Source organism: Stenotrophomonas sp. STEN063, assembly GCF_056854515.1.
The window spans coordinates 18,953-35,292 of the sequence record NZ_JBXFWF010000055.1 but is presented as its reverse complement, the minus strand read 5'-3'; the positions used below and the strand labels follow the sequence as shown (position 1 = coordinate 35,292).

The following is a 16,340-nucleotide window of genomic DNA, read 5'->3' as shown; positions in this document are numbered from 1 at the left end:
ATGCTCGGCTGGGGCATTACCGATAAAGCCTCTGCCGAGCATGGCTCGGCACTACCTGGCAGTTACGGTTTTCCTGCCTGGCGCTTGCGTTGCTGCTGGATGTAGGTCATTTCGTTCTCGGCGACTTTATTGCCGGGCTCCAGCGCCAACGAATCTTCGTAGGCTTTCTGGGCTGCGTCCAGATCGCCCAGTTCGATCAGGGCGTAACCGGTTCCGCGTAGTGCCAGCGCCTCGGCGTACGCTGCTTCAGGATGGTTGCGGGTCAGTGCCAATGCCTGCTGGTAGCTGCTCAGCGCAGCGGACCAATCCTTGCTGATGTTCAGCGCCGCGCCACGTTCTGTCAGTGCCTCTGGCTCGTAAGGCGCGCTGGCATGGGCCTTGTCCAGCCACTGTATTGCCTGTGCCGCATCGCGCAGTTCCACCGCGATGTAGCCCAGTTGGATGTAGACGTTGGCACAGGCGCTGTCCAGCCAGTCGATGGGCTCGCCGTCGCCATGATCGCGCAGGTAAAGCTCGTACTGGCGTTGGGTGCGGAAGCTCAGCGAACGCCGTCCCGGCGCTGCACGGTAAGCATCGCATTGGCGTGCGACGTCGAGCAGCAGGGCTTTGGCCTGGGCGTGCTCGCCTTTCAGGTTCAGGGCGCTGGCCTCCTGCACGGAAGCGCGCAACTCCTTGCCCAGCGCTGGCTCACCGGGCCGGGAGTAGATCTGTGTGGTGCTGAGCCTGACCGGATCGTCGGGTTCGTCAGCGAGTGCGTTGGCACACGCCAAAGCCAGGGCAATACAAAGCAGATAACGCATACGTCCCCCGCGTAGCGATGTGGACGCCAGCGTAGCCGGAGCCGTGGCGAATCGGTAGGGGGCTCCGCTGCAGGCGCCTAGCTGCGCGGCGCCATTGCCAGGATTGCCAACTGCTGCTGGGCTTCTTCATTGCCGGCTGCGGCAGCGGCCTGCACCTGGGTCAGGTCCGGGTGTTGTACTACCAACAGTGGGTACTCGCATTCGGGGCAGGCGTATTCGGTCTGCTCGTCGTGCAGCTCCATTTCCATCTGCCGTGAGCTGCCTTTCCATTCGCAGGCAGGGCAGTTGTGCAGCTCTTCGCGCCAGCCGGTCTGGTAGTAGTCGTTGACGGTGATGGTCATGGGTAAGGCCAGAAAAAAGAGCGGTGAAGTGTAGCCCGGGTAAGCGTGAGCGCACCCGGGGCTTTCCGCGAAGAGCTCCCGGGTGCGCTGCGCTTACCCGAGCTACGGCTCTGTGACTAGTGCAGCAGCACCAGCGTGGCGAGGCCGAGGAAGGTGAAGAAGCCCATCGAGTCGGTGACCGCAGTGAGGAAGATGCCACTGGCCAGGGCCGGGTCGAATCCCAGCCGCTTCAACGTCAACGGCACCAGTACACCTGCGGATGCGGCAAACAGCAGGTTGAAGGTCAGCGCGATCGCAATCACCAGCGACAGCCCCGGCATGTGGAACCACGCCAACACGATCAGGCCGAGCACGGTGCCCAGTACCACACCATTGAGCAGGGCCACGCGCAGTTCTTTCCACAGCAGGGTGCGGGCATTGGAAGCGCCAACCTGGCCCAGCGCCAGGCCACGGATCATCAGCGCCAGCACCTGGGTGCCAGCATTGCCGCCCAAGCCGGCGACAATCGGCATCAGTACCGCCAGGGCCACCAGCTTGTCGATGGTGCCCTCGAAATGGCCGACCACGCTGGAGGCGAGGAAGGCCGTGCAGAGGTTGACCGACAGCCACATCAGGCGACGGCGCATGGCGCGCCAGACCGGGCTGAACAGATCTTCGTCTTCGTCCAGACCGGCCGCACCCAGGGCCTGGTGATCGGCCTGGCCGCGGATGATGTCGACCACGTCATCGATGGTGATGCGACCGATCAGGATGTTGTTGTCATCCACCACCGGTGCCGAGACCCAGTCATGATCGGAGAACTGGCGGGCCACTTCGTCGGCGCTTTCGCCCACGTCGATGGCCGGCTGTTCATCGTCGATCAGGCGGTTGATCGGGGTGGTGTCTTCGTGGGTGACCAGCGAGGCCAGCGACAACCGGCCCAGATACTGGTGGCGACGGCTGACCACGAACAGGTGATCGGTGTGGTCGGGCAGCTCGCCGCGCAGGCGCAGGTAGCGCAGCACCACGTCGACATTGACGTCGGCGCGCACGGTGACCACGTCCGGGTTCATCAAGCGGCCGGCGGTGTCTTCCGGATAGGACAGCACCTGCTCCAGCCGCTCGCGGTTCTCGCGGTCCATCGACTTGAGCACTTCGTCGATGACCGTATCAGGCAGGTCCTCGACCAGGTCGGCAAGGTCGTCGATGTCCAGGTCTTCGACCGCGGCGATGATTTCGTCCGCGTCCATGTCCGCCAGCAGGCTTTCGCGCACGTCTTCACCGACATGCACCAGCACCTCGCCGTCGTCCTCGGCATCGACCAGGCCCCACACCACTTCGCGCTTGCCCGGAGGCAGCGATTCAAGCAGGTTGCCGATCTCGGCCGGCGACAAGGTGTTGACCAGGCGACGCACCGGCCCCAGGCGGCCACTGTCCAATGCATCGGAAAGCAGGCGCAGCTGGCGTGCGGTCTTGTCGTGGCGTACGGCTTCGGCCATGCGCAGCTCCCGGGTATGGTGATGGCCGCTGTCCGTGGCGACTAGGCGCCAACGGCGGTGTTTAGCCCGCCATTATCACGTGCGACGCGCGGGCTTGCATACAACCGTTGCGCCCGGAATCAGTTTCCGGCGCTGCCGGTGATCCAGCGTTCAATGCCGCGGCGGTCGCGTGCAGCCAGCAATTGCGGGGCCTGCAGGCGCAGCTCGGCCAGGTTCACTTCACGGATGGCGCGCCGCACTTCCAGCAAAGTCGCCGGATGCAGACTGAACTCGGTCAGTCCCAAGGCCAGCAGCAGGGCTGTCATGCGCGCGTCACCTGCCATTTCACCGCAGACCGCTACCGGGGTTTCGTGCCGCTGCGCGGTCTCGATCACCTGGTACAGCAACCGCAGCACGGCCGGATGCAAGGGCGAATACAGCTCGGCCACGGCATCATTGTTGCGGTCGGCGGCCAGCAGGTACTGGACCAGATCGTTGGTGCCGATCGACAGGAAGTCGACCTGGTCAATGAAGGTCTCCAGTGCGATTGCGGCTGCCGGCACTTCGATCATCGCCCCGACCGGAATGTTCTCCGCCACCTCATGGCCGTCATTGCGCAGTGTCGCGGCCAGCCGCGACAGCCGCCGCCGCACCGCCATGATTTCCTCGCGGGTGGTCAGCATCGGCACCAGGATGCGTAGCGGGCCGTAGCCGGAGGCACGCAGGATCGCCCGCAGCTGGGTGTCGGAGACCTTGGGCCGGGCCAGCGACAGGCGCACGCCACGCAGGCCCAGTGCAGGGTTTTCTTCGCTGCTGAGTACCAGGCCGGTTCGGTCGGCCTTGTCCGCACCCAGGTCCAGGGTGCGGATGGTGACCGGACGCCCGCTCATGCCCAGCACGGTGTCGCGGTAGACGCGGAACTGTTCTTCTTCGTCAGGCAGCTGGTTGCGCTGCATGAACAGGAATTCGGTGCGGTACAGGCCCAGTCCGCGGGCACCCAGTGCATGCGCCTGGGCGACGTCGTCATGCGATTCGGCGTTGGCGAGCAGGGTGATTTCCGCACCATCGAGGGTGCGGGTGGGCTTTGCCCGCAAGCGGCCAAGTTCGCGTTGCTCGCGGGCCAGCTCGCGTTGTCGGCTGCGGTACTGGCGCAGGTCGTCCGGGGCCGGATCGACCACGATCTCGCCGTTGACGCCGTCCAGGATCAGTACGTCGCCATCGCTGACCTTCTGCAGCACCGCACTGGCGGCCACCACCAGCGGCATATGCAGGCTGCGGGCGAGGATGGCGCTGTGCGAAAGCACGCTGCCGGCACTGCTGACGATGCCGACCACGCCTTGCGCCTGCAGCTGCGCCAGTTCCGATGGAGCGACGTTCTCGCAGACCAGGATCTCGCCGGCCAGCCCCTTCATGGTGGTGGTGCGTTTGTGCAGGAAGGACTGGATGCGGCCGATCACATGGTCCAGGTCGTCCATCCGGCTTTTCAGGTAGGCATCTTCCATGCCTTCAAACACCTGCGCCAGGCGGTCGCGCTGCACGCGCAGGGCGTGGCTGGCGCTGTAGCGCTTGCTGCGTACCAGCTCGTCCAGGCCGGTCAGCAGTTCGGGGTCGTCCAGCAGCATGGCGTGCAGGTCGAGGAACTCGCCGACCTCGGCTGGCAATGCACCTTGCAGGCGGGTGCGCAGATCGCGCATTTCCTGGCGTGCCGCATCGGTGGCGCGGTGCAGGCGCTCGAGCTCGTGTTCCACCGCAGCGGCAGCGACGCGCTTTTCACCAATGTCCTGGACGTGCGGCAGGCGCACGCGGGCGCGGCCCAGGGCAGAGCCACGGGAAGCCGGCAAGCCCGTTAGACGGGTCACCACTGCACGCTCCCGACCCTGGCTGCTGCTGCGCGCGCGGCCTGCGGCATCAGCTGTCCTCGTCGAAACGACGCTCGAACAGCGCAGCAACTGCCTCCAATGCGGCAGCTTCATCTTCGCCGTCCACGCGTACCGTGACCGGCGTGCCTTGGGCGGCGGCCAGCAACATCACGCCCATGATGCTCTTGGCGTTGACCTCGCGGCCCTTGGCCACAAGCGTGGCGTTGGAGCGGAAGGCGGACAGCACCTGCACCAGTTTGGCGGTGGCCCGGGCGTGCAGCCCCAGCCGGTTGGAAACCATGAGTTCTTGTTCAAGCATCGTCGGTGATGACTCCATTGCGAGCGCCCGCCGCCGCAGTGGCGGGCAGTTGGTCCAATCCCTGTTCCGGATAGTTCATTACCCGCAGCAACATCGCCAGACTCAATCCCGATACGCGCTTGGTAGGCGTGCCCAGGCGCGCCAGTTTGCCGGCAAGATTGCTCGGGCTGGCGCCATACAGATCGGTCAGTATCAACACGCCGCCTTCACCTTCCACCCGCCGCATCGCCGCAGAGGCGGCAGGCAGCAGGGCATCCAGGTCGGCGTCGAACGGCACTTCGAACGCTTCTGTTTTCAGCGGCAATTGCCGCAACAAGGCGGTCGTCACTTCCAGCAGGGAAGTGCCGACACCGGTATGAGTAACTAGAAGAATGCCGCAGGTCATCCCTGAACGTTAACAGGTCAGGGTGAGTCCGCGATAGCGCTTAAAACTGTCTTCTGTGTGCCATTCAGGGCATGCGCGTCTGGCGCGCATGCGCCCGCTCAGTCCTGTTCGCGATGGAAGGTGGCCACGTCCTGCCAGCCCTGCTCGCGGGCATGCCGGGCGAGGCGTTCGGCCAGGTACACCGAGCGGTGCTTGCCGCCAGTGCAGCCAAAGGCCACGGTGACATAGCTGCGGGTTTCGCTGCCCAGCTTCGGCAGCCAGGTGTCGAGCAGGTCCTGCAGCTGGGTGACGTAGCGCACCACCTCTGGCTGCGCGTCCAGGTACTCGCGGACTTCGCGGTCGCGTCCGGTCAGCGAGCGCAGTTCCGGGTCCCAGTGCGGATTGGGCAGCACCCGTGCGTCGAACACGAAGTCGGCTTCGGCCGGCACGCCGCGCTTGTAGGCGAAGGACTCGAACAGCAACGAGAGTTTGTTCTCATGGCTGAGTGCAAACTCGGTGATCACCCGGCGCCGCAGCTGGTGCACGTTGAGCCGGGTGGTATCGATGATGGCATCGGCTTCGCGCCGCAGTGGGGCGGTCAGCTCGCGTTCGCGGCTGATGGCTTCCGGCAGCGAAAGGCCCAGGTGGCTCAGCGGATGGCGGCGACGGGTATCGGCATAGCGGGCCAGCAGAGTGTCGTCGTCAGCCTCGAAGAACAGCAGGCGCGCTTCAATACCGTAATCGCGGGCGGTTTTACGCCAGCTGGCCAGTTGGCTGAGGTCGCTGCGGCCTCGCACATCGATGCCGACCACCAGTCGCTGCGGCCGGGTCTCCTCGCGTTCGCCGAGCACGCCGCGCACGAACTCCGGCAGCAGGCTTACCGGGATGTTGTCCGAGCAGTAATAGTCCAGGTCTTCAAAGGTCTTCAAGGCCACCGATTTGCCCGACCCGGACAGGCCGCTGACGATGATCAATACCGATGCGGGGTGCGCACTCATGAACTGCGTTGCTCCAGCAGGTTGCTATGGCGGGCGATGAACATCGCCGCCGGGTCGATGCCCTTGGTGCGCAGGATGTGCAGGCGGGTGGCGGCCTCGGTCAGCACCGCCAGGTTGCGTCCGGGCATCACCGGCAAGGTGATCAGCGGCACGTCCAGGTCGAGCACGTGGCGCTTGCCCGAATCGCCGGTCAGGCGCTCATAGCCATAGCTGCTGGGCTCGGTCATCGGCTTGGTCAGGTGGACGATGAGGCGAAGGTACTTGTTCTTCTTTACAGAAGTGTCACCAAACATCTGGCGCACGTTCAGCACGCCCAGTCCGCGTACCTCCAGCAGGTCCTGCAGCAGCTCCGGGCAGGTGCCGTCGAGCACGTCCGGGGCAATCTGGGTGAATTCGGGGGCGTCGTCGGCGACCAGGCGGTGGCCGCGTGACAGCAGTTCCAGTGCCAGCTCGCTCTTGCCTGAGCCTGCCTCACCCGTGATCAGCACGCCGATGGAGTAGATCTCCATGAATACGCCATGCAGGATCACCCGCGGCGCCAGCGTGCGGGCCAGGTGGTAGCTGATGTGGTTGAGCAGCTCATGGCCGCGGCGTGGCGACACCCACAACGGGGTCTGCGATTCGTCGGCGGCCGAGCGCAGGTCTTCCGGGCAGCCATGGCTTTTGGTGATCACCAGCGCCAGTGGCCGCGCCTGGATGATGCGCTCGATCACTTCCCAGCGCTGGCGGGCATCCAGGGAGTCCAGCCAGGTCAGTTCCTCGGTGCCGAGGATCTGCACCTTGTTCGGGTAGATGGTGTTGAGGTAGCCGGCCAGCGAGGGCCGCCGCGAGACGGTATTGCCAGCCTCCAGCTCACGTTGCGCACCGGCATGGCCGGCGACCCAGCGCAGGTCGAGCTTCTCGCGCTGCTGGTCGAAGAGTTCCTGGGCGGTGATGCTGGTATTCATCCGCGACGCACCTGCTGCGGGTTGATGATGATGTCTTTGAGGGTCTGCGCATCGGGGGCAACGCGCAGCGCCTGGCGGATGTCGGCGTCGGAGAAGATCTCCGCCAGCTCGGACAGCAGCATCAGGTGTTGGTGGGTGTAATGCGCGGGTACGGCCATGGCGAAGACCAGGTCCACCGGTTCGTCGCCACCGAAATCAACGGGTTGTTGCAGCCGTAGCAGGGCGCCGCGAGGTTCCTGCAGGGTTTCCGAACGCCCGTGGGGAATGGCGATGCCGTGGCCAATGGCGGTGCTGCCGACGTTTTCACGTTCGCGCAGGCTTGAAAACAGGCTGTCCGCGCCGGCTTCACGACAGGCGAGAAGGCGGGAGGCGGCTATCAGGGTGCTGTCTCGATCAGCGACCGCGAGTACCTGGGTACTCACGGCCGCCATCAGGTCGGTCAACGGCATGTTGGGCTTACGGCTGGGTGTAAAGATCAGCCATTGTCGCGCAGAGCATGCGATGCGTGGGGAAGATGCTTTTCCTTGTGCTTTATGACCAGTCGGTCGAGCTTGTCGGCCAAGACGTCGATGGCTGCGTACATGGTGGGTTCGGCAGCATCGGCGTGCAGGGTGCGCCCGGGTAGATTCACCGTGGCGACGACGAGGTAGTCAGGCTTGCGGGTGGACAACTGGACTCGTACTTCGCAGTGCTGGTCGAAGTGCCGACCCAGCCGCTCCAGCTTTGTTTCCACGTACTCCTTCAGGGCAGGCGTGACTTCAACTTGCTGGCCATACGTCTCGATACGCATCGGATTCCTCCTGTGGTTCGGGGTTGCCTAATGAACCCTGCGCTGCTCAACGAATGCTTCAGGCGATGCGGACGCGTTCGTGAGAGGCACAGATGTTCATGGCCTCACGATACTTCGCAACGGTGCGGCGCGCTACCGGTATGCCACTTGTTTTGAGCATCTCAGCCAGCTTGGCGTCAGAAAGTGGTTTGCGCGGGTTTTCCGCATCGATCAGGTTGCGGATCATCGACTGGATGGCGGTGCTGGAAGCCTCGCCGCCGCCTTCGGTATCGATGCCGGAGGCAAAGAAGGCCCGCAGCGGCAGGGTGCCGCGCGGGGTGCGTACGTACTTGCGGGCGATGGCACGCGAAATGGTGGATTCGTGCAGTTCCAGCTCACCGGCGATTTCACGCAGCGTTAGCGGACGCAGTGCCTGTTCGCCGAATTCCAGGAAGCCAGCCTGGTGATGCAGCAGGCTGTTGACCACCCGCAGCAGGGTTTCGCCACGGGCCTGCAGGCTCTTCAGCAGCCAACGCGCCTCCTGCAGCTGTGCGCGCAGATAGCTGGCGTCGGCGTCGCCGCAGCGGCGGATCAGTTGCTCGTAGCTTTGATTGATGACTACCCGCGGGCCGGCATGGCCGGCCAGCGCGCAGCGCCAGATGCCGCGCTGGCGCCAGACCACGCAATCGGGCACGACGTAGGTGTCAGACGTCATCTGCCCCAGTTGCTTGCCCGGGCGCGGATCGAGTGAGCGCAGCAACTGCACGGCTTCTTCGATGTCGGCAACAGACTGTTTCAGTTCCTGTGCGATGCCGCTGATGCCGGCGCGCGGCAGGCGCTCCAGTGGACCATCGGCGATACGTCGGGCCAAGGCAAGGGCAGGGGTTTGGCAGGGCAGTACGTCCAGCTGCAGGCTCAGGCACTCGCCCAGGCTGCGTGCGCCAACCCCGGCCGGGTCAAAGCGCTGGATCTGGCGCAATACCGCCAGGATCTCATCTTCGTCGGCATGGGTTTCAGGCAGCAGTGTCTGTGCGATTGCCGACAAGGGCTCGCGCAGATAACCGTCTTCATCCAATGCGTCGATCAAGGCCACACCGATGGCGCGGTCACGCGGCCCGAGGTGGGTCAGGTGCAGCTGCCACAACAGGTGATCGGCGAGGGTATCGCCGTCTTCGGCCTGTTCGCGTTCGTCGTCTTCGTCGCCATCGAAGGAGCCGGAGCGGCCACTGCTCCAGTCTTCATCGCCGCCGTCCCAATCTTCGCCATCGGCGTTGATATCGCCTTGCGCGGGATCAATCGGGGCATCGTCATTGGCGCTGCTTGCGGGAGCCTCGTCGCCGTCGGCGCCTTCGGAGTTCTCAGCCCATTCCAGCAGTGGGTTGGTTTCCACCGCCTCGGTCAGTTCCACTTCGAGCTCGGTGCTGGACATCTGCAGAAGACGGATGGCCTGACGCAACTGCGGCGTCATGACCAGATTCTGTCCCATCGATGTCTGCAGCCGAGCTTTCATGCCTGTTCCGTTCGGGTAGGGGCCCGACGTGGCGCTGCGACTCAGAGGGTGAAAGCGTCCCCGAGGTAAACACGGCGCACGTCGGTATTGGCAAGCAGATCTTCCGGTGCCCCCTGCGCCAGTACGCTGCCTTCTGCGAGGATATACGCCCGGTCGCAGATTCCCAAGGTTTCGCGCACATTGTGGTCGGTGATCAACACACCGATCCCGCGTTGCTTGAGGTGGGTCACGATGCGCTGGATCTCGCCGACCGAGATCGGGTCGACGCCGGCAAACGGTTCGTCGAGCAGGATCAGGCGCGGTTTTGCGGCCAGTGCGCGGGCGATCTCGCAGCGGCGGCGTTCACCGCCGGACAGGCTGGCGCCGGTCTGGTCTGCGACGTGGCTGATCTGCAGTTCCTCCAGCAGCGAAGACAGTTCGTGCTCGCGGCCGGCGTTGTCCAGGTCGGTGCGCAGCTCCAACACCAGACGGATGTTGTCCGCGACGCTGAGCTTGCGGAATACAGACGGTTCCTGCGGCAGATAACCCACGCCCAGCTTGGCGCGCTCGTACATCGGCTCGGAGGTGATGTCCTTGCCGTCGAGCACGATGCTGCCGGCATCGGCAGCTACCAGGCCGACGATCATGTAGAAACAGGTGGTCTTGCCGGCACCGTTCGGGCCGAGCACGCCGACCACTTCGCCGGCATCCAGGGTCAGCCCGAAGTCCTTGACGACTTCGCGGTTCTTGTAGCGCTTGCGCAGGCCTTGGGCGACGAGCATTACTTGGACTCTCCCGCCGCTGCCGGCGCCTTGTTCTTGGGCTGGATCACGGTGCGCACGCGGGTGCCGTCGCCGCCGCTCTGCATTGAACCGCTGCGGGTGTTGTAGACCATGCGCTGGCCGGCATTGGTGCCGCGCTCGGATTCAACCTTGTAGTTGCCGGTCAGGATGATCACTTCGCTGTTGATGTTGTAGTCCATGTTGTCGGCACGGGCATTCATCCAGGTGTTGTCATCCATCTGCTGCTTCAGCGTGGCTTGCTTGCCGGTGAGGATCACGCGCTCGGTTTCGCCGTTCTTGCGGATCACGTCAGCGGTATCGGCATGGATCTCCATCGAACCCTGGGTGATGACCACATTGCCACTGAACTGGCACTTGCCGTTGTCGCTGAAATTGCAGTCATTGTTGTTGGAATCGATGGTCATCGGCTGGTTGCGATCCGATGCCTTGGACCACGCCAGGCCAGGTGCGAGCAGGACGGCGAGCAGGGTGATCGACGCGAGCTTAGCGGGCAGCTTTGGGTTCATAGCGGGTCTTGACCTGGGAAAGGAGTGAGTACTGCTGGGATTTGAGGTTGGCGCGGAAGCCGACGCCAGTCTGCGACAGGCCTGGTCGGGTCAGCGTGACCTGTGCATCGGTGCGCGCCAGGTCCTGCTCGGCGAACACATCCAGCGAGTCGGTGCGGAAAGTGGTTGGTGGGGTCTTGCCATCGGTGGGGCTGTCGCCGGCGACATTGCCGCGCAGGCGCAGCTCCTCACCCTTGGGGCTGACCCAGCCGGTATCGGCGCTCAGTCGCCAGTGCTGCCCAGCCGTGTCAGGCAACAGGAACAGTGGCTTGGTGATGTTGGACGTCTGGTCGGCACGGCTGCGCGCCATCGACGGCGCGCGCAGCGTCATCGACTCCTTGCCCTGCTTGTCCAGGGTGACGATCTCGAAGTCGGTCAGGGTGAAATCGGTACTGCCTTGTTCAATGGCCGTTGGCGCGGTGTTGGCGCGGTTGCGCCATGCCGCCCAGCCGCTGATCAGGGCGGCCAACAGCAGGCCAATGCCAAGAACTGAACGCCAACTCATCAGGAAAACCTCGCCAGGACTGCATCCAGTTTGCCCTGTGCGGCCAGCAGGACGTCACACAGCTCGCGCGCTGCGCCGCGTCCGCCTTGGGCACGGGTCTGCCAGTGCACGCGTTCGGCGATCCACGGATGCGCATCCGCCGGGGCGATCGCCAGGCCGACCGCGCCCAGCGGCGCCAGATCGGGCAGGTCGTCGCCCATGAAGGCGACCTGCTCCAGGCCGATGCCGTGCTGGTCGCACAAGGCACGCACGCTGGCCAGCTTGTCGCCGACCGCGATCTGGGTGTCGATGCCAAGATCGGCGCCGCGGCGCTGCGCCGACAGGCTGTTGCGGGCGGTGATCAGCACCGGGTGGATGCCGTGTTGCTGCAGTAGCTTCAGGCCCAGCCCGTCCTGCACGTAATACGCCTTGCTCTCGTTGCCGGCATGGTCGTAGAACAGCCGGCCGTCGGTCAGTGTGCCGTCCACGTCAAAGCAGGCCAGGCGGATGGCGCTGGCGGTTGCGTGCAGATTGGCGGGGAAAAGCGCTAGCGGCGAGTAGGGCATTGGCAGGCAGGATCCGTTGCGGCAGGTCGGGTGTTGGTCCGAGGTCGTTGATTGTGCGGGGTTTAGACGACTTTTGCCCGCAACAGGTCATGAATGTTCAGGGCGCCGACGGGGTGATTGTCGCCATCGACCACGATCAAGCCATTGATCTTGTGGGTTTCCAGTAGCCGCGCGGCTTCGGCGGCCAGTTGGTCGGCACCGATGGTGCGCGGGTTGCGGGTCATCACCTGGGCGATGCTGGCGGTGCGCACGTCCAGGTCGGTGTCCAGTGCACGGCGCAGGTCGCCGTCGGTGAACAGGCCGACCAGTCTGCCCTGGGCATCGACGACGGCGGTCATGCCCAGCCGCTTGCGGCTCATTTCCATCAGGGCCTGGCTGAGGCTGGCGTCGTCACGGACGCTGGGCAGATCGTCGCCGGCGTGCATGACGTCGGTGATGTGCAGCAGCAAACGCCGGCCCAGGCTGCCGGCCGGGTGCGAGCGGGCGAAGTCGTCGGCGGTGAAGCCGCGCGCGTCCAGCAGGGCCACGGCCAGCGCATCGCCCATCGCCAGCGAGGCGGTGGTGCTGGAGGTCGGGGCCAGGGCCAGCGGGCAGGCCTCGTGGTCCACGTTCACGTCCAGGTGCACATCGGCGGCCAGCGCCAGGCTCGACTGCGGCCTGCCGGTCATGGAAATCAGTGGATTGCCCTGGCGCTTGAACACCGGCAACAGGGTCAGTACTTCGTCCGATTCACCCGAATAGGACAGCGCCAAAACCACGTCATCTTCGGTGATCATGCCAAGATCGCCGTGCCCGGCCTCGCCTGGGTGCACGTAGAACGACGGTGTGCCGGTCGACGCCAGGGTGGCGGCGATCTTGCGCGCGATATGCCCGGATTTGCCCATGCCGGTGGTGACCACACGGCCGCGCGAAGCCAGCACCAGCCGGCAGGCGGCGGCGAACTCGGCGCCAATGCGACCGCCTACCCGGTCCAGTTCGTCGCGCTCGATCTCGAACACACGGTGACCACTGGCCACCAGATCGGTGTCGCGCAATGTAGCCAGGGAAAGCGGTGAAGCAGCCATACGGATGCCACTCGGAGAGTAGAATGGGGGTTCATTTTATTAGGAAAGCGCTTTGGACGCCGAGACCATCCGAAATCTGATCGAAGCCGGCCTGCCGGGCGCCCGCGCCGACGTGCAGGGCGACGACGGGGTGCACTTCGAGGCCACGGTTGTCTGCGAGGCATTTGCCGGCAAGATGCCCTTGGCGCGCCACCGCATGGTGTATGCGACGCTGGGCGACCTGATGGGCGGTGCGATCCATGCGCTGGCGCTGAAAACCATCACTCCGGGTGAAGCCGGCTGAGCCGGCGAACTCTCTTCTCCTTATATCGGCCTTAAATCCATGGCAAAAATCGTAGTCACCGGCGGCAATGCGCTGAACGGTGAGGTTCATATCTCCGGCGCCAAGAACGCCGTCCTGCCGATCCTGTGCGCCACCTTGCTGGCCGATGCGCCGGTTGAAATTACCAACGTGCCGCATCTGCACGACGTGATCACCACGGTGAAACTGCTCGGTGAGCTTGGCGCCAAGGTCACCGTCGACCAGGGCACGCTGTCGCGCGGCAGCGCGGTGGTGGTGGACCCGCGTACTGTTGATCAGCACGTTGCGCCGTATGAGCTGGTCAAGACCATGCGCGCCTCGATCCTGGTGCTGGGTCCGTTGCTGGCCAAGTTCGGCAAGGCCGAAGTGTCGCTGCCGGGCGGTTGCGCCATCGGCTCGCGCCCGGTTGACCAGCACATCAAGGGCCTGCAGGCACTGGGTGCGGAAATCAGTGTGGAGAACGGTTTCATCAAGGCTCACGTTGATGGGCGCCTGAAAGGCGGCCGTTACACCTTCGACATGGTCAGCGTCACCGGCACCGAGAACGTGCTGATGGCGGCGGTACTGGCCGAAGGCACCTCGGTGCTGGAAAACGCCGCGATGGAGCCGGAAGTGGCCGATCTGGCGCATTGCCTGATTGCACTCGGTGCGAAGATCGAAGGCATCGGCACCGCGCGCCTGGTCGTGGAAGGCGTCGAGCGCCTGCACGGTGGCCGCCACGCGGTACTGCCCGACCGCATCGAAACCGGCACCTTCCTGGTGGCTGCAGCAATGAGCGGTGGTCGCGTCACGGTGCGCAATGCACGCCCGGACACGATGGACGCAGTGCTGCACAAGCTGACCGAGGCCGGCGCCGAGATCAGCACCACCGAAGACAGCATCACGCTGGACATGCATGGCAAGCGGCCCAAGTCGGTGAACATCACCACCGCGCCGCATCCGGCGTTCCCGACCGATATGCAGGCGCAGTTCATGGCCATGAACTGCGTTGCCGATGGCGTGGGTGTGATCACCGAGACCATCTTTGAAAACCGCTTCATGCACGTCAACGAGCTGCTGCGCCTGGGTGCCGACATCCAGATCGAAGGCCATACCGCGATCGTGCGCGGCGTGGCCAAGCTCAGCGGTGCGCCGGTGATGGCGACCGATCTGCGTGCCTCGGCCTGCCTGATCCTGGCCGGCCTGGTGGCTGCGGACGAGACCAGCATCGACCGCATCTACCACCTTGATCGTGGTTACGAGAACATCGAGGAAAAGCTTAGCGGGCTTGGTGCAAACGTGCGGCGGATCGCATGATCCTCAAGGGGCGCTTCAGTCCGCGCCGCAGGGCTTTGTTGGCCCTGGTGCTGCTGGCCCTGGCCTGGTTGGGCTGGGGCTGGTACAGCGGCGTGGCCATCACCCAGGGCGTTGAGAAGGAACAGATGGACTGGAATGGCGACGGCCAGATCAGTAGCGACGAGTTCCTGCAGGCGTTCTATGCGGTGCAGGTGAAGGACAGCGAAGAGGGTGATCGCCACTGCCGTAGCTTCATCTGGCGCAGCAGTGGCGAGGAATTCCGCCGCGATTGCCGCACAGTGTTCAAGAAGGACGCCACCCAGTAGCAGGAGCGCGCCGCAACGCTGTGGTGTCGATAGCTACCGATCTTTGACCCGGGCAAAGCGTAGCTGGCCCGGGTTGAAGTGGATCAGGCAGGGCGCAGCTCCTGCTTGAGCCCTGTCATTACCTGCCGCAGCGGTTGCCCAGGTCCGGGGTTCGCCGCTTGCCCGCGCTACGCTTGAGCGTGGCTCTGCGCTGTGCTCAGCGCGACCAGGAATTCATCTGCAGGCTGATCGTGGTGGCGCCGTTTTCGCGCTGGACGATGCGCACCGGTGCCGGGATGCCGGCCACGATCCACGCAATGGTCTGCTTTTCGGCGCCACCCTGGGCAACCTTGGTGGCGTCGTAGTCGCGGCCGGCGACGGTGACCCGCTCACGACCGATCACCCGGTAGTTCATTGGCCGTGCGCGCCCGTTCTCGACCATGCGATAGGACAGCGGACGCCCGGCCGGTACGTCGCGTGCCAATGCCAGGTTGATCAGCAACGCGTCCATGTCGCCGTTCTGCAGGGCTACCGGCCCGGCGCGGTTGGGTTTGACGTCGCCGCTCCAGCGCGCCTGGCCGGCTGCCCAGTTGTAATTGGTAATAACGCCGCGCTGGACCGAGGCATAGCTGGTCCGGTCGCTGCCACCCATCGGCCGGTACTGCGTTCCCATGTCCTGGAACACGGTGGCCTGGCTCAGCTTGGCAAGCATGTGATCCACGGTCAGCAGGTACATCCAGGAACCATTGCGGGCCGGGGTGAGGGTCATCCGCGCAGTTGCGCTGAGGCCCTTGTAGCTGGCGGTGTAACGTCCATCGAAACGCTGTACGGCGGCATCGGCAGCCGGGGGCAGGGATACAAGCAGGGCGGCAGCGAGCGGGAGTACGGCAAATCTGCGAGCAAGGGGCACGGCGTCTCTTCCATGAAAACGCCCGGCATCAGGCCGGGCGCGTCGGGGCGGGGGATGCGATCAGTTGATGGAGCGGATGGTCAGGTCCAGTGCGTCCTGGCCGTTCTCGCGCTGCAGCAGGCGTGCTGGTACGGGCATGCCGGGGACGATCCAGGCGATCTGCTCCTTGTTGCCATCCACGCGCGACACCTTGGTGGCTTCCTGCTGCTTGCCACCGATGGTCAGGTTTTCCTTGCCGATCACCCGGTAGGTCATGGGCTTGATGCGGCCGTCGTCAACCATGCGGTAGGTCAGGGGCTTGCCGGCGGCGACATCGCGGGCAATGGCCAGGTTGATCAACAGTGCATCCATGTCGCCGCTCTGCAGGCGGATCGGGCCGCTGCGATCAGGCTTCACGTCGCCGCTCCAGGTGGCCTGGCCGCTGTTCCAGTCATAACGCGCATCCACCTGCTTGCGCTTGATCAGCACCACCGAACGGTCATGGCTGCTCAACGGGCGCAGTTTGCCCCCCTGTTCGTCGAACACGGTGGCCTGGCTCAGTTCCGCCATCGGGTTCTTGATCTGCAGGCTGTAGCGCCACTGGTTGTTGCCGGCAGGTGCTACCGACATCACGCCATTGGCCTGCATGCCCATGTAGCTGGCCTGGTAGTTGGCGGTGAACGGCTCGAATGCCAGCGCCGGCAAACTGGTCGCGACCAGTGCGGCGGCAGCGAGGTAACGCAGGGGGCTACGGGTAAGCTTCAT

21 protein-coding genes are annotated in these 16,340 nt (G+C 64.7%); 3 read left to right on the top strand and 18 right to left on the bottom strand.

The annotated features are described in order from the left end of the window. Positions 1 to 62: 62 nt before the first annotated feature. From AC1VWL_RS14380 to AC1VWL_RS14305, 16 genes are all read right to left on the bottom strand, one after another. Positions 63 to 800: a hypothetical protein gene (locus AC1VWL_RS14380; RefSeq protein ID WP_482987146.1), complete on the bottom strand. Its 738-nt coding sequence runs from the start codon at positions 798 to 800 to the stop codon at positions 63 to 65. 77 nt (positions 801 to 877) lie between these two features. Beyond that, the gene (locus AC1VWL_RS14375; RefSeq protein WP_482987145.1) at positions 878 to 1,141 is read right to left on the bottom strand and encodes a hypothetical protein; all 264 of its coding nucleotides are present in this window, start codon (positions 1,139 to 1,141) and stop codon (positions 878 to 880) included. A 116-nt stretch (positions 1,142 to 1,257) separates the two neighbouring features. Then, positions 1,258 to 2,619: a magnesium transporter gene (mgtE, locus tag AC1VWL_RS14370; RefSeq protein ID WP_303749141.1), complete on the bottom strand. Its 1,362-nt coding sequence runs from the start codon at positions 2,617 to 2,619 to the stop codon at positions 1,258 to 1,260. 119 nt (positions 2,620 to 2,738) lie between these two features. Further along, positions 2,739 to 4,460 carry a phosphoenolpyruvate--protein phosphotransferase gene (ptsP, locus tag AC1VWL_RS14365; RefSeq protein WP_482987144.1) on the bottom strand — a complete coding sequence of 574 codons (1,722 nt, stop codon included), beginning with the start codon at positions 4,458 to 4,460 and terminating at the stop codon, positions 2,739 to 2,741. A gap of 46 nt (positions 4,461 to 4,506) precedes the next feature. Further along, positions 4,507 to 4,776 carry an HPr family phosphocarrier protein gene (locus tag AC1VWL_RS14360; protein ID WP_282267872.1) on the bottom strand — a complete coding sequence of 90 codons (270 nt, stop codon included), beginning with the start codon at positions 4,774 to 4,776 and terminating at the stop codon, positions 4,507 to 4,509. Then, positions 4,769 to 5,161: a PTS sugar transporter subunit IIA gene (locus tag AC1VWL_RS14355; RefSeq protein ID WP_282267870.1), complete on the bottom strand. Its 393-nt coding sequence runs from the start codon at positions 5,159 to 5,161 to the stop codon at positions 4,769 to 4,771. Before AC1VWL_RS14355 ends, AC1VWL_RS14360 begins: the two co-directional genes overlap by 8 nt. Positions 5,162 to 5,259: 98 nt before the next feature. Then, on the bottom strand, positions 5,260 to 6,138 hold the full coding sequence (gene rapZ / locus AC1VWL_RS14350) for an RNase adapter RapZ (RefSeq protein WP_482987143.1): 879 nt from the start codon (positions 6,136 to 6,138) through the stop codon (positions 5,260 to 5,262). Further along, on the bottom strand, positions 6,135 to 7,085 hold the full coding sequence (gene hprK / locus AC1VWL_RS14345; RefSeq protein WP_282267866.1) for an HPr(Ser) kinase/phosphatase: 951 nt from the start codon (positions 7,083 to 7,085) through the stop codon (positions 6,135 to 6,137). Before hprK ends, rapZ begins: the two co-directional genes overlap by 4 nt. Further along, complete coding sequence (locus AC1VWL_RS14340; RefSeq protein ID WP_482987142.1) at positions 7,082 to 7,534, bottom strand: PTS sugar transporter subunit IIA; 453 nt, start codon at positions 7,532 to 7,534, stop codon at positions 7,082 to 7,084. Before AC1VWL_RS14340 ends, hprK begins: the two co-directional genes overlap by 4 nt. A 26-nt stretch (positions 7,535 to 7,560) precedes the next feature. Further along, positions 7,561 to 7,875, bottom strand: coding sequence for a ribosome hibernation-promoting factor, HPF/YfiA family (hpf, locus tag AC1VWL_RS14335; RefSeq protein WP_282267862.1), 315 nt, complete (start codon positions 7,873 to 7,875; stop codon positions 7,561 to 7,563). A 58-nt stretch (positions 7,876 to 7,933) separates the two neighbouring features. Further along, on the bottom strand, positions 7,934 to 9,364 hold the full coding sequence (locus AC1VWL_RS14330) for an RNA polymerase factor sigma-54 (protein WP_482987141.1): 1,431 nt from the start codon (positions 9,362 to 9,364) through the stop codon (positions 7,934 to 7,936). Between the two features lie 41 nt (positions 9,365 to 9,405). Next, positions 9,406 to 10,125 carry an LPS export ABC transporter ATP-binding protein gene (gene lptB, locus AC1VWL_RS14325; RefSeq protein ID WP_482987140.1) on the bottom strand — a complete coding sequence of 240 codons (720 nt, stop codon included), beginning with the start codon at positions 10,123 to 10,125 and terminating at the stop codon, positions 9,406 to 9,408. After that, positions 10,125 to 10,652 (bottom strand): lipopolysaccharide transport periplasmic protein LptA, encoded by a 528-nt coding sequence (gene lptA / locus AC1VWL_RS14320; protein WP_482987139.1) that lies wholly within the window; start codon positions 10,650 to 10,652, stop codon positions 10,125 to 10,127. The genes lptB and lptA overlap by 1 nt, the downstream gene beginning before the upstream one ends. After that, a complete protein-coding gene (gene lptC / locus AC1VWL_RS14315; RefSeq protein ID WP_481615003.1) occupies positions 10,630 to 11,196 on the bottom strand; it encodes an LPS export ABC transporter periplasmic protein LptC in 567 nt (188 codons plus the stop codon). The genes lptA and lptC overlap by 23 nt, the downstream gene beginning before the upstream one ends. Further along, the gene (locus tag AC1VWL_RS14310) at positions 11,196 to 11,741 is read right to left on the bottom strand and encodes a KdsC family phosphatase (RefSeq protein ID WP_482987138.1); all 546 of its coding nucleotides are present in this window, start codon (positions 11,739 to 11,741) and stop codon (positions 11,196 to 11,198) included. The genes lptC and AC1VWL_RS14310 overlap by 1 nt, the downstream gene beginning before the upstream one ends. Before the next feature lie 62 nt (positions 11,742 to 11,803). Beyond that, the gene (locus AC1VWL_RS14305) at positions 11,804 to 12,805 is read right to left on the bottom strand and encodes a KpsF/GutQ family sugar-phosphate isomerase (RefSeq protein ID WP_481615001.1); all 1,002 of its coding nucleotides are present in this window, start codon (positions 12,803 to 12,805) and stop codon (positions 11,804 to 11,806) included. A 52-nt stretch (positions 12,806 to 12,857) separates the two neighbouring features. Here AC1VWL_RS14305 and AC1VWL_RS14300 point away from each other — a divergent pair, with 52 nt between their 5' ends. From AC1VWL_RS14300 to AC1VWL_RS14290, 3 genes are read left to right on the top strand one after another with little or no spacing between them, the layout of a single operon-like run. After that, on the top strand, positions 12,858 to 13,088 hold the full coding sequence (locus tag AC1VWL_RS14300; protein WP_296251001.1) for a BolA family protein: 231 nt from the start codon (positions 12,858 to 12,860) through the stop codon (positions 13,086 to 13,088). A 39-nt stretch (positions 13,089 to 13,127) separates the two neighbouring features. Continuing rightward, positions 13,128 to 14,402, top strand: coding sequence for a UDP-N-acetylglucosamine 1-carboxyvinyltransferase (gene murA, locus AC1VWL_RS14295; protein WP_481615000.1), 1,275 nt, complete (start codon positions 13,128 to 13,130; stop codon positions 14,400 to 14,402). Beyond that, positions 14,399 to 14,707, top strand: coding sequence for an EF-hand domain-containing protein (locus AC1VWL_RS14290; protein ID WP_481614999.1), 309 nt, complete (start codon positions 14,399 to 14,401; stop codon positions 14,705 to 14,707). The genes murA and AC1VWL_RS14290 overlap by 4 nt, the downstream gene beginning before the upstream one ends. A 196-nt stretch (positions 14,708 to 14,903) precedes the next feature. Here AC1VWL_RS14290 and AC1VWL_RS14285 read toward each other — a convergent pair whose 3' ends face one another. Together AC1VWL_RS14285 and AC1VWL_RS14280 are read right to left on the bottom strand one after the other, a co-directional pair. Then, entirely contained in the window at positions 14,904 to 15,596 is a 693-nt protein-coding gene (locus AC1VWL_RS14285) for a DUF3108 domain-containing protein (protein ID WP_482987137.1), read from the bottom strand. Positions 15,597 to 15,656: 60 nt separating this feature from the next. Beyond that, positions 15,657 to 16,340 (bottom strand): DUF3108 domain-containing protein, encoded by a 684-nt coding sequence (locus AC1VWL_RS14280; protein ID WP_482987136.1) that lies wholly within the window; start codon positions 16,338 to 16,340, stop codon positions 15,657 to 15,659.